At 40.8% G+C, this 23,621-nt stretch carries 20 protein-coding genes; 7 read left to right on the top strand and 13 right to left on the bottom strand.

The window, feature by feature from the left end; all coding sequences use genetic code 11:
- Positions 1-82: 82 nt before the first annotated feature.
- Positions 83-2,218 (bottom strand): glycosyl hydrolase family 95 catalytic domain-containing protein, encoded by a 2,136-nt coding sequence (locus tag QJ048_RS08695; protein ID WP_282333949.1) that lies wholly within the window; start codon positions 2,216-2,218, stop codon positions 83-85.
- Between the two features lie 140 nt (positions 2,219-2,358).
- Here QJ048_RS08695 and map point away from each other — a divergent pair, with 140 nt between their 5' ends.
- Together map and QJ048_RS08705 are read left to right on the top strand one after the other, a co-directional pair.
- A complete protein-coding gene (map, locus tag QJ048_RS08700) occupies positions 2,359-3,123 on the top strand; it encodes a type I methionyl aminopeptidase (protein ID WP_282333950.1) in 765 nt (254 codons plus the stop codon).
- A gap of 79 nt (positions 3,124-3,202) precedes the next feature.
- Entirely contained in the window at positions 3,203-3,997 is a 795-nt protein-coding gene (locus QJ048_RS08705; RefSeq protein ID WP_282333951.1) for a hypothetical protein, read from the top strand.
- Between the two features lie 43 nt (positions 3,998-4,040).
- Here QJ048_RS08705 and QJ048_RS08710 read toward each other — a convergent pair whose 3' ends face one another.
- Both QJ048_RS08710 and QJ048_RS08715 read right to left on the bottom strand, forming a co-directional pair.
- Positions 4,041-5,768 (bottom strand): tetratricopeptide repeat protein, encoded by a 1,728-nt coding sequence (locus tag QJ048_RS08710; RefSeq protein ID WP_282333952.1) that lies wholly within the window; start codon positions 5,766-5,768, stop codon positions 4,041-4,043.
- 271 nt (positions 5,769-6,039) lie between these two features.
- Entirely contained in the window at positions 6,040-6,684 is a 645-nt protein-coding gene (locus QJ048_RS08715; RefSeq protein WP_282333953.1) for a toxin-antitoxin system YwqK family antitoxin, read from the bottom strand.
- A 193-nt stretch (positions 6,685-6,877) separates the two neighbouring features.
- Here QJ048_RS08715 and QJ048_RS08720 point away from each other — a divergent pair, with 193 nt between their 5' ends.
- Together QJ048_RS08720 and QJ048_RS08725 are read left to right on the top strand one after the other, a co-directional pair.
- The gene (locus tag QJ048_RS08720; protein WP_282333954.1) at positions 6,878-7,669 is read left to right on the top strand and encodes an SDR family NAD(P)-dependent oxidoreductase; all 792 of its coding nucleotides are present in this window, start codon (positions 6,878-6,880) and stop codon (positions 7,667-7,669) included.
- 77 nt (positions 7,670-7,746) lie between these two features.
- Positions 7,747-8,163 carry a VOC family protein gene (locus QJ048_RS08725; protein ID WP_282333955.1) on the top strand — a complete coding sequence of 139 codons (417 nt, stop codon included), beginning with the start codon at positions 7,747-7,749 and terminating at the stop codon, positions 8,161-8,163.
- 151 nt (positions 8,164-8,314) lie between these two features.
- Here the strand turns inward: QJ048_RS08725 and QJ048_RS08730 are convergent, their stop codons facing one another.
- From QJ048_RS08730 to QJ048_RS08760, 7 genes are all read right to left on the bottom strand, one after another.
- Positions 8,315-9,307 (bottom strand): aldo/keto reductase, encoded by a 993-nt coding sequence (locus QJ048_RS08730; RefSeq protein ID WP_282333956.1) that lies wholly within the window; start codon positions 9,305-9,307, stop codon positions 8,315-8,317.
- A gap of 289 nt (positions 9,308-9,596) precedes the next feature.
- Positions 9,597-10,490, bottom strand: a complete 894-nt coding sequence (locus QJ048_RS08735) for an AraC family transcriptional regulator (RefSeq protein ID WP_282333957.1) — start codon at positions 10,488-10,490, stop codon at positions 9,597-9,599.
- 295 nt (positions 10,491-10,785) lie between these two features.
- Complete coding sequence (locus QJ048_RS08740; RefSeq protein ID WP_282333958.1) at positions 10,786-12,312, bottom strand: RagB/SusD family nutrient uptake outer membrane protein; 1,527 nt, start codon at positions 12,310-12,312, stop codon at positions 10,786-10,788.
- A gap of 26 nt (positions 12,313-12,338) precedes the next feature.
- On the bottom strand, positions 12,339-15,821 hold the full coding sequence (locus tag QJ048_RS08745) for a SusC/RagA family TonB-linked outer membrane protein (protein WP_282333959.1): 3,483 nt from the start codon (positions 15,819-15,821) through the stop codon (positions 12,339-12,341).
- A gap of 293 nt (positions 15,822-16,114) precedes the next feature.
- Complete coding sequence (locus tag QJ048_RS08750) at positions 16,115-17,245, bottom strand: FecR family protein (protein WP_282333960.1); 1,131 nt, start codon at positions 17,243-17,245, stop codon at positions 16,115-16,117.
- A 104-nt stretch (positions 17,246-17,349) separates the two neighbouring features.
- The gene (locus tag QJ048_RS08755; protein WP_282333961.1) at positions 17,350-17,952 is read right to left on the bottom strand and encodes an RNA polymerase sigma factor; all 603 of its coding nucleotides are present in this window, start codon (positions 17,950-17,952) and stop codon (positions 17,350-17,352) included.
- A gap of 66 nt (positions 17,953-18,018) precedes the next feature.
- Positions 18,019-19,122 (bottom strand): AI-2E family transporter, encoded by a 1,104-nt coding sequence (locus QJ048_RS08760; RefSeq protein WP_282333962.1) that lies wholly within the window; start codon positions 19,120-19,122, stop codon positions 18,019-18,021.
- Between the two features lie 253 nt (positions 19,123-19,375).
- Between QJ048_RS08760 and QJ048_RS08765 the strand changes: the two genes are divergently transcribed.
- Positions 19,376-19,723: a hypothetical protein gene (locus tag QJ048_RS08765; RefSeq protein ID WP_282333963.1), complete on the top strand. Its 348-nt coding sequence runs from the start codon at positions 19,376-19,378 to the stop codon at positions 19,721-19,723.
- A 93-nt stretch (positions 19,724-19,816) separates the two neighbouring features.
- On the opposite strand, the gene QJ048_RS08770 is transcribed toward QJ048_RS08765, so the two are convergent.
- Positions 19,817-20,221 carry a nucleoside 2-deoxyribosyltransferase gene (locus QJ048_RS08770; protein ID WP_282333964.1) on the bottom strand — a complete coding sequence of 135 codons (405 nt, stop codon included), beginning with the start codon at positions 20,219-20,221 and terminating at the stop codon, positions 19,817-19,819.
- Between the two features lie 112 nt (positions 20,222-20,333).
- Positions 20,334-21,083 (bottom strand): XRE family transcriptional regulator, encoded by a 750-nt coding sequence (locus tag QJ048_RS08775; RefSeq protein ID WP_217791941.1) that lies wholly within the window; start codon positions 21,081-21,083, stop codon positions 20,334-20,336.
- Positions 21,084-21,537: 454 nt separating this feature from the next.
- Between QJ048_RS08775 and surE the strand changes: the two genes are divergently transcribed.
- Complete coding sequence (surE, locus tag QJ048_RS08780; RefSeq protein ID WP_282333965.1) at positions 21,538-22,359, top strand: 5'/3'-nucleotidase SurE; 822 nt, start codon at positions 21,538-21,540, stop codon at positions 22,357-22,359.
- A complete protein-coding gene (locus tag QJ048_RS08785) occupies positions 22,341-22,655 on the top strand; it encodes a hypothetical protein (RefSeq protein ID WP_282333966.1) in 315 nt (104 codons plus the stop codon). Before surE ends, QJ048_RS08785 begins: the two co-directional genes overlap by 19 nt.
- Positions 22,656-22,807: 152 nt before the next feature.
- On the opposite strand, the gene QJ048_RS08790 is transcribed toward QJ048_RS08785, so the two are convergent.
- On the bottom strand, positions 22,808-23,233 hold the full coding sequence (locus QJ048_RS08790) for a hypothetical protein (protein ID WP_282333967.1): 426 nt from the start codon (positions 23,231-23,233) through the stop codon (positions 22,808-22,810).
- Positions 23,234-23,621: the final 388 nt, after the last annotated feature.

The following is a 23,621-nucleotide window of genomic DNA, read 5'->3' on the forward strand; positions in this document are numbered from 1 at the left end:
AGCTTTTTGATAAATGGTTTTATCAACAACCTGATTTGCATTTCATTGGATTTTAATGCCAGATTTTACCGGATGCAGGGTGTCACAAAGGTTGTAACCCAATCTTTTCGCCTGACAACGTTTTGATCGCAAACCTTGCACCTTCCAGTATTTCCGCCTTCTTATTATTTCTATATACCTGTACTTTTCTATCGCTCCATGGATTGACTATTGTTAACGGTCTTCCTTTTTCACTTAACACCGCAACATTTTGAACAATACCATTTTTCAATTCTGCCGATACCAGGAAAGCACCAACCGCTCTCAGTGAACCAAATCGTGCATCAAAGTTTTGCGGCCAGCATGGAAAGAAGCGGATGACGCCTTCGTGTGATTGTAACAGCATCTCATTGATGGCCAGTGAAGGGGATGCGTTCTCTATACCACCGCCTCCAAAATAAAGGATCTTGTTTGGCATTGAATGCTTGTCATACATGCTGCGAAGCTCTGCAAGAATTTTTTCCGGCTGATAATTTACACGGGCACAAGCGGTGTACCACGAAGAGGAACCATTGCCATCAACCCAACGTGCCATCGCATCGATCATATTGTGCGATATCTCCAACAACGCCGGATCGGAATCCAGTCCAATCGCTCCTGCGGGAAAAATATGCTGAATGCCCAGCGTGTTATCATTCCACCATGCTGTTCCTTTTTCCGTATAGCGGAACACTGTTTTCCCATTGCGTTCCTGAGTTGGAAACGGACTCAACTTTTCAACAATGTCTTTCCATTTTTCACGAAGTGTTTTATCAACGCCCAGGTCTTCACTCATCATCAACATGTTTTTGTAAAATGTTTTCAATAGTCCGAGGGTTAGAATGGGATTCATGTCTTCACTAACGCCCGACCTGCCCGCGCCGCCGGAGCCTTCGTGAATGGCGTCATGCTCAATTATATATCTGCCGTTTTCGAACGTGAGGTAACTCGTCCAGAATTTTTCTACTTCTCTCATAAAAGCATAACCTTCTTTTCTGAGCCATGCTTTGTCCTGCGTGTATTGGTAATACCAGACAAACGGCAAGGCTGCATAAACTGCATTAGAACGCTGTCCCCAATGACTGTCGGGCCCTTCGGGACTTGTGCCCCATGGCCCTATGGAGACGGGAAGAAAAACGCCCTTCCAGCCATGATGTTTTGCAAGCGTATCACCAAACAGAATCATGTTGTTGATCGCATCGTAATAAGGCAGCGAAATGTCAGCGTGATTCGAAGAATACGTGCTGTAATAAGGCGCCTGGAAGTTATAGTTGAGATGATAGTCACCATGCCATGCTGTCTTGTTGGATGTGATCCAGTTTCCCCAAAGGCCCGGTGCTATTTTACCATCACGGCTGCAAGATGCCATGATGTATTGTGTGGAATACCAATGTTGTTCAATCACTTTATCGAGTATCTGAACAAAAGATCTCTTCCAAAACTTTTCCCACCAACCCTGATGAGCAATGAACAGTGCATCTGCTTTTTTTGAAGAAAGTGAGCTGAGCTCCGACTGTGCTTTTCTTAATGGATCGCTGGCATCTATATCGGAAAAAAGTGCGACTGCATAAATAGCTCTTGTATGAGGCGCAAGCTTAATTACATTCATATTTGATTGCAGCAACGCTGCTGCAAATCCAATCTTGCGGGAATTGGCTTTTCCTTCATCAGGATTGTAAAGGCCACTGTGTTCAATTAGTTGATTGCCTAACGTCGCCTTAATGTTGACTTCAACAGAAACCGAGCCAGTATTTTTTATCTCGATGAAAATATGATTGCCATTCGCATCAACCCATGAGCGAACGCTGAGCGTTCTGTTGTTGTTTGCAAATGTTCCATCCCAAACTGCACGACGCATATCACAGGTTGCGGCATATGAAGCTCCGGAGAGGGCTGGCACTAACAATTGAATCTTTCCAACGGCCATAGGTGCGGCAGTTTGTACACCCCAAAAATCATTTTTACCAATATAAAAAGCAAGCGAATCAGGCGATCCTGCGATGGCAACTCCAATATCCCCATTACCTAACAACGGAGCATCCGGCATCTTGTCGGTAGGTATGTGATGTGCTGGTGCTGAAAAGAAAATTTTATGTGCATCTACAATGGAAAGCGCATCATTCGCAGAGCCTGGTTGGCTCACCGCTATTGATGCTTTTAGCAAAACGATGGCAGCAAAGAGAAATTTTACTTTTTTCATTGTATGTAATACTAATATTTTAAACCCAATTGTGGTTTAGTAAATTATCTAAGTCATGCATTTTGTTAACACCGTTCGTATATTTGAATACGGCCAGTTACGACGACGGCCGGAACAACAAAGCAAACAGGCAAACAAATATGTCAATAACAAAGGAAGAAGAACTGATAGGAATGCAAAAGGCAAGTGAAGCCGTTGCGCATACGTTGAAGGAAATGAGCAACTACGCTCAGCCGGGTATGACAACAAAGCAACTGGACGAATATGGAGCAAAGATACTGGCGGAGTTTGGAGCAAAATCTGCGCCTTATGAAACCTATGGTTTTCCTGGCTGGACCTGCATCAGCGTGAACAATGAATTTTGCCACGGCATTCCTTCCAATAACAGAATACTGAAAGAAGGTGACTTAATTAACATTGATGTGTCTGCCGAATTAAATGGCTTTTGGTCAGACAATGGCAACTCGTTTGTGATTGGCGAAGACATTAACCAACATCAAAAATTAGTAGACGCATCAAAGGAAATTTTACATAAAGCGATCTACAACATCAAGGGCGGTGTTCGCATTTCAGACATAGGTTACCTGATAGAAACGGAAGCTAAAAAACGCGGATTTAAAGTGATCAAAAACCTGACAGGTCACGGCATTGGCAGAAGCCTCCACGAAGCACCAAGTGAAATAGCAAACTATAGGGACAACTATAACAAAACGAGATTTAGAAAAAATTCGGTTGTTGCGATTGAAACATTTATTTCAACCACATCCTCCTACGCAGATACATTAAGCGACGGCTGGACAATGGTTGGCAACAACGGCGGCTTTATGGCACAGCATGAACACACAATTGTAGTAACGGATGATAGGCCGATGATATTGACGGAGGGAAATGGTGTGTGGAATTGATGGATGATTAACCAGCAGTTTTGCACCAGGTAATTTCTGTTTTTGCGGGAAAAATATTAAGTTCACAAATAACCCCCTAATGAAACCCATACTTAAACTCTTTCTCGTTCTGCTTCTTTTTAATCTGACTACGCAAATACATGGTCAACTCAGTATGAAGGATCCACTTTTTTGCCATGACAAGGACAATTACCTGAGATGCTACAATGATGGCACTTATATACTCACATTTGCAAAAGGAAAATTCAATGAATTTAGAACCGTTAATAACCAGATGAGATATTCTGATATAACCCGTACAATAACTTTCATACAAAAAAGACGGGACAATTCCGGAGTTGTCGACACCATACAAATGATCCAACAACCGAAATCCATCATACTTAAAAAAGGGGCCTCTTCTCTTGAGATTGCGTCACTTAAAAATGTACCAGAAGAAACAAAGAACTACGGCATCTCGGTGGATACGACAGAAAACTGGAATCCCAAATTAACGTTTTTGCTGGATAGTAATTATGTTACTGTAGACGTTGGAGATACGTGGAAGAAATGGAGATGGGATATTGTGATCCGGGAAAACGACAGGTTGTTTTGTATACTGTACAATTCATCCAGACACAACAGGGTCAGCTTCATTTTTGCAACGGACAACAATTTAAAATGCGGCACGAGTTTCTCCTCTTCCTTTAGAACAGAGAAAAAAATCCGATGGATAAATCAATCTTATGTCTACAGAATCGACCGCGAAGATGGCAAAATTGTCATTGGCGATCTCTATGATGGAGACAAAGGGTACTACTATGGATACAACAAATCAGGCAAACTCAAAACCAAAAAAATAGTCGGAGAGTTAAAGCTATGTGACTGCGATTAAGGTACATAGCTTTAGTTCAAAAATGATTAACAATTATCGACCATCACAAACTTTCCGATGATTGTATCTGCACATCTGCATACTTCCAGGCCTTATCAAATCTCGCTTTCACACGTTGCGCCTCTGCAGTCTTGCGTTGTTTCTGCAATGCCTGGTACAGACCAATGAGTCCCCAGCCATTTTCTTTATAACCACTTAAATCTTCTAGGTATATTTTTTCTGCTTCGCTGTATTTTCCCGCTTCGAGCAATGCAGCGCCAAGATGATGACGTATGGAAAAGAACCAATCAGGCGGTTCGTCATAATTCAGATTATCTTCAATTGCGATGGCTTTTTTAAATGCAACAATCGATTGATCGTACTCCTTTTTGCTGCGATAAACTTCTGCCGTAAGTGTATTCAAAGCTATGTTTGCAATGTCCTCTGCGCTGTTGATGTTCCAGATCGTAATTTGTTTCAACGAAGAATCTTTTGCCAATTCTTTTAATTGCGTAAGTTCGGTTTCAGCCTTTGCAATGTCTTTCTTTCCAAGATAAGCCATGCCTCTCGCATAACTTAAAATAGCACGGGGATAAACCAGATCTTTATCCAAAGGTTTTATATTGAGAATAGTATCCCACATGCCAAACTTCACTGCAATAAAATATGGAATGCTGTAATAATGTTGCAACGATCCCCACATAGGCTGCTTCATAATGCTGGTGGCAGTATTTTCCTGCAACTTTTGTGCGGCATGCCATGCGAGTTTTGAGTTCCCTTCAAATGTAGCAGTAGCAGCGAGGTAGTGCCAGTTGTGTGGATAATAGCCCAGCGGATAAGCACCTTGCGCATGGCAGGCTGTAAGATAATTGCTGTCGACTTTTACCGCCTCAATATTCGCAAGTGAGCCAAGATGATAATCGCCTGTCCAAATGTAAATATGTGACGGCATATGTACCAAGTGCCCCGAGCCAGGCACCAATGTCATCAACAGGTTTGCGCTGGCAAGGCCTCTCTCCGGATGTTTCGAAGCCTCCACTGCATGAATATAAAAATGCGGAGCACCGGGATGTTTTGGATATAGCTTGATTGCTTTCTCAAGAACGGCTACTATTTCCGGTGTCCAAGGTTTGGGCTCTTTTGTTTTCTTGTCATACATATCCCATGGATGCATGTCCATCAACGATTCTGCATACAAGGCACTAATATCAGGATCGGTAGAATATTTATCATATACTTTTTTCATGGCAGCAGAATATGCGCTGTCCAAATGAGTGCGAACCTTTGGTGGTTCTGCGGCATAACGATATGTCAGGGCTTGTATCAGTGCCTTCTCTTTTTCGGTGCTATTACCTGAGAGCGCAACCGCTTTCTGGCAAGCTTTGTAGGCTCGTTGATAATTATCATCCTCCATGCCCGCATTGTAGTTGGGACCAAGCACTAAAGCAAAGCCCCAGTATGCCATTGCGCAAGTGGAGTCGAGACGTGTTGCCTCAAAAAAGGACCTTGCAGCTTCCGCATGGTTGAAGCCGTACGACAACATCATACCCTGGTTAAAGTATTCCTGCGCTTCTTTATTGTTCGTGGAAATTTTAAAGTCAATGCCTTCAAGGCCTTTTAGTTTGGGAGCTTTGGCGCCGGAACTATACCAGGCTTTGTCGGTGGTTTGCGGAACCGAGCAACCAACTGCGTTTTGTTTTGCAGAAGGTGTTTTGCCGTCTGTTTTTTTTGAGGGTTCATTACAAGCAGTGGCAAGCAGAACCACAGCAATACAGTAATAGCGTTTTCTCATGCTGGTAGTTTTAGCATACTGGCTAATGTACAAAAGCTAATTTATAAAACGAAACGGGAAGGGAGCACGCACCCGCCCGGCTGAAGCCATTCGGACGGGGATGACGGCTGAGCTTGTCGAAGCCTTCTACTGGCAAATATGAATTTTATCCCATCGAAGATGAAGCAAACGTAAACAAAAGAAGAGCGGCAGTTGGACTGCAACCTTTGGAAGATTATGCAAAATTCTTTGGGATTAGTTATACGCCTGCCAAATAGATATTGCGTTGCAGCTATTTTACAGGTATTAAAATTACTTCGCGACTCCGGGTCTTTGAACCCTTTGACGGAGCTTCCGGGATATCGATGCTAATTTCATAAATATCTACTATCATTTTCCCCATAGACGAGTCCGGTTGAGGATTCCACGAGAGTATTTCCCATGAAAAATTTTTAATCGGCCTCACCCTGGCGCCAGGAAAATTGACGAATTGATTTCCGTAGGGAACACCGTTGCTAATAGTCAACGTATCCGCTGTTCCTTTTTCATAATAATTTCTGCCGCTGGCAAAATGATAGGTTGTTTTCGGCTTATCTTTTAGTTGTAGCGGATACTTGAATGTTATGTTGTTCAGACTGTCGAAAACCGTTTGGCTCACCAGTCGACCATTAAAAAATTCAGAAGTAAACATAGCATGATTAACAGAATAAACATTTTTAGGCCCGTTCAACTTACCATTTTTAAATGTAATACTTGAGTCCAAAAAGCCGTCTTCTGCATAATACATGAACACCCCATTTTTCAAGCCTTCAGTATTGGTATACCCTCTTTCTTTTAATGTTCCGTCAGGATAAAACGTTTCTACTAAGCGATCCTTAGTTTGCGAAAATGCAGCAACGATAACAATTGAAGCAATCAGGGTTAAAATTATTTTCATTGCATGCAAAATACTATTTTCTTATTGCGTTAAGAAGACTTTGCGTCCTTGCGATAAATCCGTAAACTGCACCTCAATTCCTACCCCTCCGAATTGTACCAATTAATCCTTGCGCCGTACAAATTTTAGAACAATGACTTCGTGAATTTTGTATTCTCAGAATGAATTCTAAAAATCATTAAAAACATAAGAAATGGATCTTCAACTGACAAACAAAAAAGTATTGATAACCGGCTCCACTGCCGGCATTGGTTTCGCTATTGCAAAACGTCTTGCAGCGGAAGGAGCTATTGTAACGATCAACGGACGCACACAAAAAAGAATTGATGAAGCTATTGCAAACATTAAGAAGGAAGTTCCATCGGCAAACCTTAACGGAATTGTCGCAGATTTTCAGAACGTGGAGGAGATTACGAATTTAACAAAGCAAGTGCCTGAAGTAGATATATTGATCAACAATGTTGCGGTTTTCAATCCGCAGAATTTTGTTGATATTCCTGATGAGGAATGGCAACGTTTCTTTGACATAAACATTATGAGTGGTGTGCGTTTGTCTCGTTTTTATTTGCCTAAAATGTTGTCAAAAAACTGGGGCAGGATCATTTTTATTTCGAGTGAATCTGCTTTAAACATTCCTGAAGAAATGGTTCATTATGGTATGACGAAAACGGCGCAACTTGCCATCAGCCGAGGCATGGCCGAAACGACAAGAGGAACAAATGTTACGGTTAATTCTATATTGCCCGGCCCTACAAGTTCAGAAGGTGTAAGCGACTTTGTTGATCAGCTTGCGCAATCAAAAAACATTAGCAAAGCAGACATGGAACAAGAATTCTTCAAATCCGCACGACCAAGTTCTATTTTACAACGGTTCACAACGCCTGATGAAATTGCAAATCTTGTTGTGTATGTCGCGAGCCCACTATCAAGTGCCACAAATGGCGCAGCATTGCGGGCAGATGGCGGAGTGTATAAGAGCATTTAGGAGCCGATTTGAAAATTTGAAGATTTCAAAATTCTCAAATTGGCTATTTTTGACGCCAAACAAAAAACCATTTAAACATGAAAGCATTTGATCCATATTTAGCATTCAACGGCAATTGCCGTGAAGCGATGGAGTTTTACCAAAAAGCATTTGGCGGTGAGTTGAAAATTATGACGTACGGAGAAGCTCCCGGCGGCAATCAATCAGGAGACGAAAAAGACCTTGTAATGCACAGCCAGTTGGTGAAAGACGGTATTACGTTAATGGCTTCGGATGGTATGGGAGATAACAAAGTAACATTCGGTTCATCTGTGTCTGTTTCGCTTCAGTGCAGCAGCAAAGAGGAAGCGGATACTTTCTTTAAAGGTCTTAACGATGGCGCTAAAATAACAATGCCTTTACAAGACACTTTCTGGGGCGCATACTTTGGCATGCTGACTGATAAGTTTGGAATACATTGGTTGTTGAATTATGATAAACCAGCTGCGCAATAGCGCAATTAATAATTAATAATTAAAAATTAAAAATTAATAAGGCAGCATTCAGTACTGAATACTGCCTTACTTTTTTAACTCATAGAATGCGGCGTTTCGTCTAGCGAGTAACACCTATTAATTCTTAATTATTAATTTATTAATTTTCCTCCTACCGGTTCACCAACTTCATCGCACCATCACTATACCTCTGCCCTACATCCGGATATTTGTTTAGCAATGCATCGATCGCTTGCAGGTCATCTGCTGATAACCTGACGTCTACCGCACCGGCATTTTCTTGTAAATATTTTCTCTTTTTTGTTCCTGGAATTGGTATAATGTCTTCGCCTTGTGCTAACACCCAGGCCAATGCCAGTTGGGCAGGTGTACAGTTTTTATTTCTTGCAAAGTCTGCAAACTCATTTACTAATTGCACATTGTTGTCAGCATGCTCTTCGTTAAAGCGTGGAAGCGTTCTGCGAAAATCTGTTTCATCCAGTTTGGAGAAATCATTTACTGTTGCAGTAACCAACCCTCTTGCCAGCGGACTGTAAGGAATAAACGAGATGCCCAGTTCACGGCAGGTTGGCAATATTTCTTTTTCAACATCGCGGGTCAGCACAGAGTATTCGCTTTGTAGTGCAGTGATCGGGTGCACTGCATGGGCCTTGCGCAATGATGATGCAGAGGATTCGGAGAGCCCAAGGTATTTTACTTTACCTTCTTTCACTAAATCGGCCATAGCGCCTACCATATCTTCTACCGGCACATTGGGATCGATGCGGTGTGCGTAATACAAATCAATGGTATCGATCTTTAAACGCTTTAAACTGGCTTCAACAGCCGTTTTGAGATAAGCTGGTGATCCGTCGAAATAAGTACTCGGTTTTGCCGCATCCTCTTTTAATCTGAAACCAAATTTTGTGGCAATGAAAACTTTATCACGATTTGGAACCAATACTTTTGATATCAGTTCTTCATTTTTTCCAAAGGCATACATGTCTGCCGTATCCCAAAAATTAATTCCCAGCTCAAGCGCTTTGTGTAACGTAGCAATTGATTCTTCGTCGTCTATGGGACCATAGGCAAAGCTCATTCCCATACAACCTAACCCTATTGCCGATAATTTCTCTGATGTTTTTCCAAGATTCCTGTATTGCATAAATAAAAATTTTACGAGGACAAATGTATTCTACAGGAGCGGGTGGGTGTTAATAGATTTCAAACAGAAAATTATAAAATTCAAACCATGCCCGGAGGGCAATTTGAAAATATGAGAATTTGAAAATGCTTCCATTTCATCAGTTTGTAGGAAAAGGAAACACTCTAATTGGCAAAAGTTTTTAATTCATTAATAATTAATAAAAATTTACGACAAAAGGAAGCCACGAAAAAAATAACCCTCTCGCGCATAAAGAATTTTCAAATTTTCAAATCGTCACATTTTCAAATTAGCGAAATGCCTTCGGCACTTCGCTCGTTTGTTTTTTGAAGAAGTTATTAAAATACGCGGGGTATTCGAAACCGAGGGAGTAGGCTATTTCGGAAATGTTCCAGTCGGTGTGTTTTAGAAGGGCCTTTGCTTCGCGAACGATGCGGTCGGCGATGTGTTCGGTGGTGGTTTTGCCGGTTAGTTTTTTTACAGTGCGGTTCAAATGATTGACATGCACGGACAATCTGGTTGCGTAATCAGCTGCTGTTTTAAGTTGCAAAATATGATCGGGCGAATCGATGGGAAATTGACGCTCAAGTAATTCCATGAATAGCGCCACAATGCGTTCAGAAGCATTGCTGTGCCTGAAATAAGAGTCTGCGGGTTGCAGCTTCAGCGCTTCGTGAATAAGCAGGTTGATGTAGTTGCGCAGCAGATCGTATTTGTAAATATATTCGGATTCTATTTCGCAAAGCATCTTTTCAAATATGGCACTTACCTCTTCTACCTGCTTGCTGCTTAAAAAATACACTGGGTCGCCTCCTATTCTGAAAAATGGCGAATCGTGTATGCGTTGTGACGTGTCAATAAAACTATCTGTAAAAAGACAAAAATAACCTAACTGATCTGGCGACAAAGTTTCCCATGCATAGGGAACATTTGGGTTTGAAAACACTAACGCATCGCTGTTTATTTCAATTCCTTTATTGGCATAATATAATGTGCCTTTACCAATGATGAGTGAAATCTTATAAAAATCCCTCCTGTTATACGGCGTATATGATTTGCACAAATAATCATTTCTGCGGTACACGTTAAAGCGTCCGGCATCTTTGTTTACAATCGACCGTTCAGTGGCTTTCTCATCCCCTATCCTTTTATAAAACTCCTGAACTGTTTCTGACTTGCTCATATTGTAAATTTATAAAAATCAAACCAAGTTAATTTGAAAATGTGGAAATGTGGAAATGTGAAAATTAGGGAGCACGCAGATGACACCGATTTAACTGATTTCCACTGATCTTTTTAAAACAGAAGTGTATTTATCGGCTATCCCAAATTCTACACAGAATGCATTCTTAATTCCTAATTCTTAATTCAAAGCATTTGGCGACTCTCCCCTATTAATTATTAATTATTAATTGAAAAAGGCCTGCATTACTGCAAGCCCTTCCTTTTTTATCCTGTTTGTTATGAGTTATGTTTTACTATTGAGGATAGTTGGGATTTTGTTTAAGGTTAGCGGTCTTTACATCAGACGAAGGAATCGGCATCAATTCGTGTTTCCCTTTTACAAAACCCAATGAACCAAGCACCTGGTCGGCCATGCCCCATCTTACAAGGTCAATGTAGCGGAATCCTTCAAATGCAAGCTCTACCTGCCTTGTTTTCACGATATCATTGAACAACGTAGTTCCAGTAGACGTAAGATCAGCCATGCCTCTTATTTTGCGTACCTGGTTGATTGCTTTCAAAGCAGAGCCATCGTTACCTGCTTTGTTGTATGCTTCAGCATCCATCAGCACGACGTCTTCGTAACGGATGTAGCGCCAGTTAGTGCCGTAGTTCAATTCAGCAATACCGGATGATACAGTTTGCGTAGAGTAAGTGCCGTACTTTCTTTGAAAGTATCCTTCGTAACCGTAAGCTGTCGGGCTTGTCCATTTGCCCCCGGCAGCAGTTAATTCTGCTTCGGACATCACTGTTGCTTGTTTTACTGCTGTATTGCCATAAGCAACTATAGCATCGTACAATCCTTTTTTGGGAGAGTTGAAACCCCAACCGCCGAGCAAAGAGTCTGTTGGTGATTTTGTATAGTAGTCACTACGAGGGCCCATTAGCTGAACGTGGATGTTTGCCTCGGGAACGTTGCCCCAGGGGAAGTTACCCCAATCGTAGTTTTTCAAACTGCTGAAAGAAACTTCGAAAATTGATTCCTGGCCAAATTCTCCCGCTTTAGAAAATACGTGAGCAATGGAAGGATCCAAAGTGTATTCGCCGGAATTCATTACAGCATCGAACTGAGTGGCAGCGTCTGCATATTTTCCCTGGTACAAAAGCGCTTTACCTAAAATGGATTGCGCTGTCCCTTTTGACACACGGAATTTGTTTGCCGCAGACAGAGCGCTTTTTGCCGGTAAGTCAGGCACTGCTTCAGTTAAATCTTTTTGAATCTGCGCATATACATCGGCTTTAGGAGTCCTTGTATATTTTTGTATGTCGTCAAGCCCAAGATCCTTCAATACTAAAGGGACATCTCCCCAAAGTGTCACCAGATCCAGGTAGCAATATGCCCTGATGGTTTTTGCTTCCGCGATGCATTGTTTGCGCAATGCATTATCCGGTTTTACATAATTGACGATCTTGTTGGCGCGGAAAATTGTATAGTAGCAGGTTCTCCATCCTGCAAGTACACCGGCATTGTTTGCATCCAGTGTAAATTTATCTATCTGCTGGTATTGTGGCTGATCAGCTTCGCTGCTACCAGCAGCATTACTTTCGTCGGAAGGTAATGTTTTCAGAAAATACATACTGGTCCATGCTGTGTAGTATTCATACTGCAAGCTATTGTAAATGGCAGTAGTACCTTTTGTGGCATCGTCATCTGTCTGATAAAAATCGGCTTCGGAAGCTTTACCGTTTATCGGCTGGTCTAAGAAGCTTTTGGAACAACCAGCAGCTATTAGTGCGGTGGTGCCGGCTATTAAAGTATATTTTAAAAATGTTTTTTTCATCTGTTTGAATTTTGGTAGGTTAATAATTAGAACGTGAATGATAATCCGCCAAGAATTTTTCTTGGTATTGGATACACACCTCTGTCGATACCAAGACTATTATTATTGTTACTACCAGCTTCAGGATCTAAACCCGGATATTTCGTAAATGTGAAGAAATCATCCAGTGATACATATATTCTTAACGTTTTGAAATGCATTTTGCTCAACAAATCTGCAGGCAATGTATAACCTAGTTGCAACTGGCGAATACGCGCATACGAACCGTTGAAGATCATCTTGTCACTGTTGTAAACGTAAGCGCTGCTTGTGTTTGGAGCGAACCATGTGTTGGTGCTGCCATCACCTGTCCAACGGTCAGTATAGAAAAATGCAGGTTTGTTTGCGGTAGGACGGTCAGAACGGTTAAAGCCCATCAGGATATCGTTACCGCTTTGCCCCTGTATAAAGCCAATGAAGTCAAAGCCTTTGTAGCTAAGCGTAATGCGGCCACCATACATAAATTTAGGGTGTGGGCTGCCGATATAAGTTTGATCACCCGTGTTGATCTGTTTGTCGTTATTAACGTCTACAACAATTGGATCGCCAGGTTTTGGAGTGTATCCTTTGATGCCTGTTTTGTTCATATACGCATCAATTTGTCCCTGGTTCTGGAAGATGCCGTCAGTTTTGTAACCGCTGAAGTACCATACAGGCAGGCCTTTCTGGAACATTGTTGCGGTCCAGCCTGTACCCACACTTGTACCAAGTATCTGTGTAAAGTTAGGGTTCACTTCTATCACCTCATTATGCAGTGTAGAAATGTTGCCGCTTACCTCCCATTTCAAAGCCTGGTCATTTCTGCTTCTATATGAGGCGTCAAATTCCCATCCTTTGTTCTGTATCTTACCGCTATTAACGAATTGAATCTGCGCACCCAGAAAAACCGGCACTGCGCCAGAACCTGACATGATCAGGTTTTTTGTTTTCTTGTTATAATAATCTACGCTAAAGTTCAAACGACTTTCAACAAGTGCGAGATCCAACCCAATATCAGTTTGCTCGCTTTCTTCCCATGTCAGCTGTTTGTTGGAAATAGTAGTGGGAGCCGCACCGATCAGGAAGTTTCCTGAAGCATCAGGATACTGAATAGCTGCACCGGTAACATCGGTAGTTGAAATTGCACCAAGCCATTGACCAGGTTTAACGTTTGAAAGGCTACCATTGACGCCCCAGCTTCCGCGGAATTTTACATAATCGAAAATATTAGAAAGTTTTCCTTTAAAGAATTCTTCGTTTGACAATACCCAACCGGCAGAAACAGCAGGATAATTTCTCCATTGCTGGCCTGGTGGGAGTCGTGAAGAACCGTCACGGCGATAACTTGCATTAACCAGGTATTTGCCTTTAAAGTCGTAAGAAATTCTGCCGTAGTAAGAGGACAAAGTGCTAATCTCACTGTTGCTGTTGACTTTATCCTGTGTATCAGGTTCGTAATCGGCCCAGCTGAATTGGTCATTTTCTCTGAACATGCCAGACGCTGTACCGTTAAGGAAATAATAGTTGTTTTTTAATGCTGAAGTACCTGCAAGCAACGAGAAATTATGATCACCTATTTTTTTCGTATAAGAAGCATAGTTTTCCCACTGCCAGTTGAACCACTGGTCCGTATGATCATACGTTGTAGGCGTTTCGTTCAATCTTTCTGAGGAGTACCAGAAGGTTGGATACCAGCTGTGGATCTTTTGAAAAGCGCCGTCGATGCCAAAGCGTGAAGTCACTTTCAAACCAGCAATTGGTTCAATATCTACGTACGCGCTACCCACTATTTTGTTTTGGTTAGTTTGCGTGTGCGTGATATCCATTTGCGCCATCGGGTTACCTATTTCACCACGTATGTACGGAGAAATACCATAGTACTTGCCGTTAGGATCTTTTCTCAGCAAGCTGGAAATAGGCGTTCCTGAAGGTGTTGTGCCTGCGTAAGAATCTTTGAAGTATTGTGTGTAATCAGCTTCACTATTGTACACTACCGGAGTTGTAGGATCAAGCATGATCGCATTGTCAATTACTGATCCAAACTCTGAGTCTTCGGTTACGCCTTTCTTTGTGAAGTTTGAGTAAGATAAACGTTCACCGATATTCAACCATTTTTTAATTCTGCTGTCAGTGTTTATTCTGAAAGTATAGCGGTCGAAGCTCGCTTTATCACCGCCTACGATACCTTGTTGATTGAAGTATGTACCACCGATCCAGTAAGTGGTTTTTTCTGTGCCACCGCTAAGGTTCAGTCCATACCGTTGCAATGGAGCTGTTTGGAAAACCTGATCCAGCCAGTCAGTTGTTTTGCTGGTATTTGTTGGCAAAGGCACAGGCATAGTGGTTTTTGAAGTGGTCATATAGTCAACGTACTGGGCAGAGTTCATCATTGGCATTTTATTACCCAGTGATTGCTGGCCATACTGCATTGCGAAATTTACTTCGGCAGGGCCGGTTCTTTTACCTGTTTTAGTGGTAACAAGAATTACACCGTTTGCACCTTCCGCGCCGTAGATCGCCGCAGAAGCCGCATCTTTCAATACATCCACAGAAGCAATTTCTGTAGGATCAAGATATTCGATACCTAGGGCTCTCATACCATCTACGATGAACAGAGGATCTGCAGCAAGGTTGGAACCTGTACCACGGATGCGCACTTTCATATTATTACCCGGAGAACCGGATGCAGGCAGGACGTTTACGCCCGGAGTTCTACCTTGTAACGCTTGCTCAATACGTGTAGATGAAACTGTGGCGATCTGCTCACTTTTAACCTGTGAAATAGCGCCGGTCACGAGCCCTTTTCTTTGTTGGCCGTAACCTACTACCACTACTTCATCAATGGTTTTGGTACTTTGTTTTAATGCTACACTTAATCCGCTACCAGCAGCCACCTCGTATGTCTCCATGCCCGCATAACTAAAACGCAGAACTGCATTTTTCACAGGAACATGCATGGAAAAATCACCAGTGGCATTTGTCATCGTTGCGATGTTAGTACCTTTTACTGACACTGTAACACCTTGTAAAGGCGTGCCGCCAGCATCTTTTACAGTACCGGTAACGTGAATGGAAGTATCAATAACAGGCTTATTATCAACAATGTATTTAACATTGCTGCCTACATTCACTACTTTACTAAGTACGATGTAGCTGTTTTGCATTTTTTGGAGTTCGTACTTTACGTCCAAAGGGTTAAGAAGTTCCTGTAGCACCAGGTCCAGCTTTTTGCCGCTGGCGTCTACATTTACTTTCTTGGATGAACCGATAATTTCGGGACTGTAAACAAATTTTACATCCGAAATCTTCTCCAGTTCTGAAAGCACATTCTTGATTTTTTCATTTTTCAGGTGCAAAGACACCTTTTTATCAAGAACATTCTGCCCTTCTGAAGTCTTGGCGTAACTACAAAATACGCCGACCACCAAAAAAAACTGAATAAGGGAGATTCTCATAATGGCTAAAGCAATTGGATGAGTCAATTTTTTCATAAATTGCAACCGTTTAACTGTTATTTAATAGGTAAACATCCCGTTAAAGTCTACTTCTAAAAAAGCTTTAAGGGAATTATTTCGACAAAGCTGGTAGTGCTCGTAACATTACCGGCTTTTGTTTTTCATATGACTTCTTACAAAAAATTTCTTGCGTATAATCCTGGCTTGTGAGAATTGATCCTTTCTGTGACTTTACTTATAAGTGTTTCAAACTAAAAATGTGTAACGATTTATTTGATCTGGATTTAGCAATGCTTCTAACCTGATCCTTAGCTTACAAATGCTTTCTTTTATTGCTTTTTAGGACAACCTTTCGTACTGAAAACTACGCTACCATCAATAATTTCGTAGGTTCCATTAATGGCTGTGCAAATCATATCCAGTTTTTGATAAAATGTTTCATTCCCCATTGGTGCGTTAATGGTACAATTTTCAACTGCTTCTTCATCAAACACAATGTTGATTCCATAAGCTTCCTGCATGATGGCAAATACTTTTTTTATTGGGGCTGAATCGAAGTTGAAATTGAAAATTTTAGGAGCCGGTAAAACATCCGGTTTATCTGTGATCTTTTTTCGCAGAATTTTTTCTTCGTCCAGTATTACCATTTGGTTCGGCGTAACCACTAGCCCGCCAAGCTCATATGGTGTTGCGTTGTGCTTTTCGGCTGTTACATTTTTCTTAAACACAGAAACCTTTCCCGTCTTTACTGCTACCAGTGTGAATTTCTTGTCGGCATATGCCTTCACCCAAAAACTCGTTCCCAATACTTTCGTTACAAGGTCGTTTGTGTAAACAATAAATGGCTTTGAGGGGTTTTTAGCTACATCAAAAAGGGCTTCACCTTCCAGGTAGATTTCTCTTTTTTCAGTGGCGTTGCCTGAATAAACAAATTTGCTTTTTGGCGAAAGCATCACTGTTGATCCGTCTGATAATTTAATTTTTTGAGTGATATCTGTAGTGTTCACAAATTCATCAGACGTTTTCTTAACTGCGACGGTAAAAGTTTCATAGCAACTTTCCTTTGCAGGCGGAACCTTATGCGATGCACTGAAGCCCCATACTCCTGCTACTGCAATAACCGCTGCAGCAGCCACTTTCCACCAATTGCGTCTGAAAAAAATAACGGTCCCGTTAGGAGTGATCGTAGTTTGGTTGTCGGCTAAAGAGGGGTCCTCCTTAATGGCAGAAAGTATCTTTTCAATTTCAATTTCGATCTCTTCATCAGAAATACTTTTTCCGCTGGTTTTGAGAATGTACAACAGTTCTTTGGCGTTTTCCATAAGGTCCTGTTTTGTAGGATTCATATGTGCCCAGTTGTGCCAGAAAACTTCAGCCGCCGGATCTGTATGCAATATCCAATCTCTGAAAGATGTATCAGCTATAAAATCTCCTATTGTCTTGTAAGGGTTGTTTCGCATTTCAGCCATTGTGTGTTTACATTCACTTCACACTTACATAAAGCAGATAACTGAAATTTTCTACTGATTTTTTGGAAAGAATTTTAAGAAAAAGTTAAAGCAAATTACAATCCACTGATTGTCAACAATAACAGTAGGCAAATAATAAATTTCTCGGAAACTGCTTTGAGTTTTTTCAACGCATCGTGAAGAAGGTTGTAGACAGATTGGTGATTGATTTCCATGATTTCTGCGATCCTGTCTGCATCTGCATTCATGTAAAAACGGAGATAAATAATTTCCTGTTGTCTTTTGGAGAGAGACTTTAAAGTTTCTTTAATTTTCCTGGTCAATTCAACAGATTTTTCTCGGTCGACTAGTCGGTTTTCCGCGTTAAGCCCAAGATCAAAAAAACTTTCAGAAGAAAAATTATCGTAAGAAATTTCTGTTTTGCCCTTCTTCAATTCTCTGGCAATGTCGCGACGAAGGCATGTAAGGAGATAAAATTTTACTTGTTCTGTCTCACCAATTGTAGTGTGATTTTTCCAGAGAGAAAGAAACACATTTTGGATACAATCCTTTACCAAATGCTCATCCTGTGTGAACTTACACCCATACCTGAATAGATCTTTATAGTACCATTTGATAATAGAACTGAAGGCAGTGGAACTACCATTACGGAAGTCGTTCCAAAGGGCGATAAGTGTATCGTTGGAATAATTAAGCAAGCAGTTATTGTTTCGTTCTGTTAACAAACTTATAAAAAAGAAAATGAATTTGCCAACTCTAATTTTCTAGTTTTTTTCCTGCACTTCAACTTTTCTTCTTTTTCTTGGTTCATGCAAGGCCGCGAAATCGTCTCCCAGCAACATTCCCCACGGTTTTAGTTCATCCACGCGATCAAAAATTGTTTTACAAATAGCTATAAACGGTATACTTAAAAACATTCCGCCTATGCCCGCGAGCGATCCGGCAACGATCACACCTACTATGCAAACGAGTGCATTGAGTTTTACTTTCGATCCTATAATTCGGGGATAAATGAAATTGTTATCGATAAATTGAACAGCTAAAAAAATCACAACCGACCAAATAAGCTTAGAAACTTCACCCGTGTTCGTATACGTTATGAAAGAAATGAGGAACACTGCAATTAATCCTCCGATGTAAGGAATCAAATTTAAAATCGCGCCGATAATGGAAAGCAATAATGCATACGGAGCGCCGATAATAAACAAACCGATCGCGTTCAAAACCGCTACACACGAGTTCTCCAGCAATAATCCCAAAATGTAATGTTGAATAATAAAACGCACTTCACTGATCACTTCAACCACTTTATCGTTATGCTTTTTGTGAAACAATCGTACCACAAATGTTCGCAACAATTCCCTGTAATACATGAAGAGGAAAGTATAAATTGGTATGAGCGTGATGTTACTCAAAGATGAACCAATGATGCTCAAAGCCCCGCCGGCAACGGTTCCTATCTCACCAGTAGCTTTCTCTTTTGCCTGTGCCACTACCTGTTGTTGCTCGTGTTGTGATACATGTAACTGTTGCCGAATCCATTGTTGCACATTCGTTACAAGTGTGTTGATATTTTTCTTTATCGTTGGCAGATCCTGTATGAAATTTTGCACTTGTGATGATATAAAGAACATAACGCCGCCAACGACAATAATGGCGATCAATATGCTCAGGAGTATTGCAGGAACCCTGGGAATTTTCCATTTCATCAAACGCGCTTCGATGGGCCGCAACAAAATCGCGATCAGCACTGCAAAACCCAACGGCAGCAAAAGATACTGACCAATATACAACCCATACAACCACAATGCGAGCAATAAGGAAACAAGGCTTAGTTTAACATACAAAGGGAGCTTTATTTGGTCCATGGTGGGGAATTTAGTGACAATAAGACGCTTGTAAAAAAATCGTTCCGCGGCAATCAATTAAGAATTAGGAATTAAGAATGCTTTATGTGTAGCATCAAAATACGTCGCGGTCATCCATCAGGTATCTCAATGGTTTTCTCCATAAAACTTGTTCAAAACCTGTTGCCATAATTGACCTAACGAATTCTTAATTCCTAATTCCTAATTGTTCGTGCGCGGTACAACATTTGCACCCATATCCAAAACCTCACACATGGAAGCACCAAACGAAATGATCACACTCAGCTATATAATGGAGAAATTGAGATTGAAAAAGTGGGACAATGAGTTCCGCTGGACGCCGGAAGGTTTTCATGCCGGTAAGGGAAAGAATTATCAACCGGATGAATTGCAAATTATTAAGACTTATCGTTTTGAAGGTTCAACAGATCCTGCTGATTCTTCTATTCTATACATTATCGAAGCTAAAGACGGATTGATAGGTTACAGCCTCGATGCCTATGGCGTATATAGCAGTCATGACGATGAAGAGGGCTATGATAATTTTATTAGGGCGATACCGGAGAAGAACAGGGAGGCGCAGTTAACGTTTGAGCTGTAAGAATAACTGAATAACTGAGTGGTTGAAAGTCGTCGTGAATCTTATATATGAACCATTCAGTTATTCAGTCCATTCAGTTTATTCAGTCTATTCCTACGCAATTACAAAATTCTCACTCACTACCTCCATTAACTTCTTCTGCAAATCCTCTGCATTCACATAAACAATGTTAAAATCACTCATTCCTGAAATGGTTGTCGAATGATCTGCATCGTGATGCCTGATATAGATCACTGGTTTATTTTTTGCTTTGGCATACCCCACTTCAACACCCACTCCTATTGCTTTTGTGGAGGCTTCTGCAATAAGAATATCAGCGTTATCAATATCTGTCATTGCCTGTGCCATCATATCTTTTTCCTGGGATAAATCGAATTTGTATTTGTCGACAAATATCAACGGCTCTATGCCAAACATCGTCAGCGTTTCACTAATTGCAGACAACTGATTTTTAAGAAGGCTTCTTTTATGCAGACTTACTGATATATATGCGACCATAGTTAAGGTTTAAATAATGACTGAATAACTGAGTAACTAACTGAGGGGTTGAATTTCATAGTGAATAATTGAAATGAAACTTTCAGTTATTCAGGTATTCAATTATTGTACCCTAGTTTATCTTCTTCTTCAACGTGCTCACCTGCTCCTGCAAGTTGTTCACCAAAGATGCCAGTTGATTCACATCCCAACGCTGTTGTGTATTGGCTTTGGAGATGATCATTTGCGCCTGCCACACTTCCAGAATATCTTCCGCATTTACATTGTATGGTTGGTAAGTTGGGTTATCGCTGATCAATGTCATTTTAGCTTTGTTGCGATTGCTTCGCATGATCCTTTTATACACCACTCCTTCCTGTCGTGAAATAACAATGTAAGTATTGCTGTTTTTAACGTCGTCGAGATCTTCGATCTTTTCGCCCACAATCACCGAACCGCTTGGTGTTGGCAACATAGAATCACCTACAATTTCAAATGCTCTGTACTTACCGGGAGCAAGCATCGGCAAAGTGAATGTATTTAACTCGTCGATAAATTCAGGATCACCATAACCTGCAAGATAACCGGCAACTGCTTTCACAGGCACAAACGCAATATCCTGAGTAGGCATTGAAAGCTTTTGTGCACGGCGCTTCGCAATATAACTTCCTTTTGTATCGCCAAGATCTTTCAGCAACAATTCATCAAGCGATGTCTTGAAAATATTACTAACGAGTTCAAGCACTTCTATACGTGGCTCTGCACGCTCTTCTTCATATGCACCGAGCAAAGACCTTTTGATCTTAAGTTTTAAAGCGAACTCCTCCTGTGTCCAGCCCCGTAGCTTACGTAGGTACTTTAAATTTTTTCCCGCAAACGACATGACTAATAATTTTAGCAGCTAAAATACTAAACTTTTTAACAAAATGAAATTTTATAATAGGATTTTTTGTTGCTCGGGAATCAACCTTTCGGAGCCAAGCACCCGCCCAAAGCCCTGCTTTGTGTACGAAGTACGATGTACGATGTACGAAATTCATTTGAGTGCGCCTTGCTAAAGTATTTCGTACATCGTACTTCGTACATCGTACATTCCATAATAGCCAACTTATTTCCCAAACCAATGATCAACCTAACGAATTTTCAAATTCCCATATTTTCAAATTTTCAAATTATCAAATTGCCACCCCGCACACTAATCTAAATTTTGCCAACGTTATAATATTTGTGATTTTTACAATACACAATTGCCGAAAGAAATTCCGGGCATCAGAAAAATCGCTTGTCTTCACACTCATCCCTGAATTTCTTTCACCTAAACAATGAATCATTTCAGTATGGCTAAAGCAGTTAAAGCAGTTAAAGCAGTTAAGGCAGCTAAGAAAAAAGAGAAACCTATCATACTTATCACCAATGATGATGGAGTTACGGCGCCGGGTATCAGAAACCTTATAGAAGCAGTTAAAGATCTTGGACATATCGTAGTAGTGGCGCCAGACAAAGCACAGAGTGGAATGGGGCACGCCATTACAATTGGTCACCCACTTCGTTTAAGCGCAGTTAATTTGTTTGAAGGAATAGAGGCTTATCAGTGCACGGGCACACCGGTCGATTGTGTAAAACTGGCGGTAGACAAAATCCTGCATCGCAAGCCAGACCTTTGTTTGAGTGGCATCAACCACGGAGCCAATCACTCTATCAATGTGATCTACTCCGGCACTATGAGTGCTGCCATGGAAGCAGCTATCGAAAGCATTCCATCTGCAGGTTTTTCCTTGCTGGATTACAGCATCGAAGCAGATTTTACGGGTGCCAGAAAATATGTCCGGATCATTACAGAGTTGATGCTAAAAAAGAAACTGGACAAGCATTCTCTTTTGAACGTAAACATCCCCGCCGTTCCGGAGTCGCTGATCAAGGGCATGAAAATTTGCCGCCAGGCGTACGCGAAATACGAAGAAAGCTTTCTCGAAAGAATGGACCCACATTCCAGGAAGTATTACTGGCTCACCGGCGAGTTCCAAAACTTCGATAAGGGTCGCGATACGGATGTGTGGGCACTCGAAAATAATTACGTAAGTGTGGTTCCTGTACAATTTGATCTGACCAATTACGTTCTAAAGAGCAAACTTGAAAAATCGTGGAAACAAAACCAATAATGTTTAGAAAAGACAATATAAAACTGGGCCTTATCCTTGGGGCAATCGCTCCTCTTGCAGCGATGTACATCTATTACGCCATTATGCTTTCAAAGCAAATTAACCTTTCGGAATATTTCTATTACCTAAAAACAAATAAATCCCTTTTAACCGGAGTAAGCAGCATCAGCCTCATCGCGAATGCTATTTTCTTTACGGTTTATGTAAATACACAAAAAGACAAAACCGCTAAAGGCATTTTCATCAGCACATTAATTTATGGAATTGCAGTGCTGTTGATAAAGCTTGTGAGGTAGGAAGAAAGTTGTTGGTTGTTAGTTAATAGATGTTATACTTTAATGACGACTATTCAAAACTGAAGCCTAACAACTAACAACCATCAACTAACAACTTCAGCATAAAAAAGCCGCACAATGTGCGGCCTTTTTGTATCTGCTAACTGTAAGAATTACAATTTCGCAGTTTCTGTTACATTGATCGCGTAAGCTACGTCGATGTCAAAGTATTTTTTTACAGTTTCATTTTTTGAAGCCAATACAAACTGCAACTTGCTTACTTCATCTTTGTAGATCTTCACTTTTTTGTTGTAAGTGCCTGCATTTACTGCATCAGTGTAAAGATCAACACCGTAACCGTCTTTGATATAAATAGTGGCTTTTTGCAAATCGGGCTGAGATACTTCGATATCAAAATACAGATAATCGTCTTTAGTACCCAGGTAAGTAACTTTTACATCCGCCGATTGTTTTTTATCTTTTTCAGATTTTACAACCGGTTTTTCATTGGCAGCAAACAATTGTGCTGGAGTTACAACGCTAACAGTTAAAAACGCGCCTAACAACAGTGTTCCGAATGTGATTTTGTTTGCTTTCATAATTGTAATATTTATAGTGAATAAAAAAACTACGTTGATTCCATAGGCAAGCAAACAAAAAAAGTATAACAAGCTGAATTGTAATGTGCAAGCAATATATTCAAGAAAAGCAAACAACCGTGGGTGGCAAAGGAAAAATCGAAAGAGGACAGTGTGTATGTAAAGCTTAGCGTTTTGTATTTGCTATGTGAATTGCTTTACGATTATGACACAAAGATATAACCGCAATTCGAAAATCCAAATTTTTTTACGATGAAGTTTGTGTTAAGGGGCTAACGGGCGTTAGGTTTTATCGTAATATAACAAGCATGCTTATGCGCGAATTATTAATTAATAATTAAGAATTAATAGAGTGTAGCAGCGCGATTTATGTCACGGTCTTTCTATG

This window comes from Pinibacter soli (assembly GCF_029961145.1).
In the GTDB taxonomy this organism is placed as follows: Bacteria; Bacteroidota; Bacteroidia; order Chitinophagales; family Chitinophagaceae; genus Pinibacter; species Pinibacter soli.

Coding starts and splice junctions, on each gene's coding strand:
- QJ048_RS08790 (WP_282333967.1), bottom strand. CDS start 23,233: ATGAAAGCAAACAAAATCACATTCGGAACACTGTTGTTAGGCGCGTTT.
- QJ048_RS08715 (WP_282333953.1), bottom strand. CDS start 6,684: ATGAAAATAATTTTAACCCTGATTGCTTCAATTGTTATCGTTGCTGCA.
- QJ048_RS08745 (WP_282333959.1), bottom strand. CDS start 15,821: ATGAAAAAATTGACTCATCCAATTGCTTTAGCCATTATGAGAATCTCC.
- QJ048_RS08720 (WP_282333954.1), top strand. CDS start 6,878: ATGGATCTTCAACTGACAAACAAAAAAGTATTGATAACCGGCTCCACT.
- QJ048_RS08765 (WP_282333963.1), top strand. CDS start 19,376: ATGGAAGCACCAAACGAAATGATCACACTCAGCTATATAATGGAGAAA.
- QJ048_RS08735 (WP_282333957.1), bottom strand. CDS start 10,490: ATGAGCAAGTCAGAAACAGTTCAGGAGTTTTATAAAAGGATAGGGGAT.
- QJ048_RS08725 (WP_282333955.1), top strand. CDS start 7,747: ATGAAAGCATTTGATCCATATTTAGCATTCAACGGCAATTGCCGTGAA.
- QJ048_RS08775 (WP_217791941.1), bottom strand. CDS start 21,083: ATGTCGTTTGCGGGAAAAAATTTAAAGTACCTACGTAAGCTACGGGGC.
- QJ048_RS08740 (WP_282333958.1), bottom strand. CDS start 12,312: ATGAAAAAAACATTTTTAAAATATACTTTAATAGCCGGCACCACCGCA.
- QJ048_RS08705 (WP_282333951.1), top strand. CDS start 3,203: ATGAAACCCATACTTAAACTCTTTCTCGTTCTGCTTCTTTTTAATCTG.
- QJ048_RS08730 (WP_282333956.1), bottom strand. CDS start 9,307: ATGCAATACAGGAATCTTGGAAAAACATCAGAGAAATTATCGGCAATA.
- QJ048_RS08750 (WP_282333960.1), bottom strand. CDS start 17,245: ATGCGAAACAACCCTTACAAGACAATAGGAGATTTTATAGCTGATACA.
- QJ048_RS08695 (WP_282333949.1), bottom strand. CDS start 2,218: ATGAAAAAAGTAAAATTTCTCTTTGCTGCCATCGTTTTGCTAAAAGCA.
- surE (WP_282333965.1), top strand. CDS start 21,538: ATGGCTAAAGCAGTTAAAGCAGTTAAAGCAGTTAAGGCAGCTAAGAAA.
- QJ048_RS08770 (WP_282333964.1), bottom strand. CDS start 20,221: ATGGTCGCATATATATCAGTAAGTCTGCATAAAAGAAGCCTTCTTAAA.
- map (WP_282333950.1), top strand. CDS start 2,359: ATGTCAATAACAAAGGAAGAAGAACTGATAGGAATGCAAAAGGCAAGT.
- QJ048_RS08760 (WP_282333962.1), bottom strand. CDS start 19,122: ATGGACCAAATAAAGCTCCCTTTGTATGTTAAACTAAGCCTTGTTTCC.
- QJ048_RS08710 (WP_282333952.1), bottom strand. CDS start 5,768: ATGAGAAAACGCTATTACTGTATTGCTGTGGTTCTGCTTGCCACTGCT.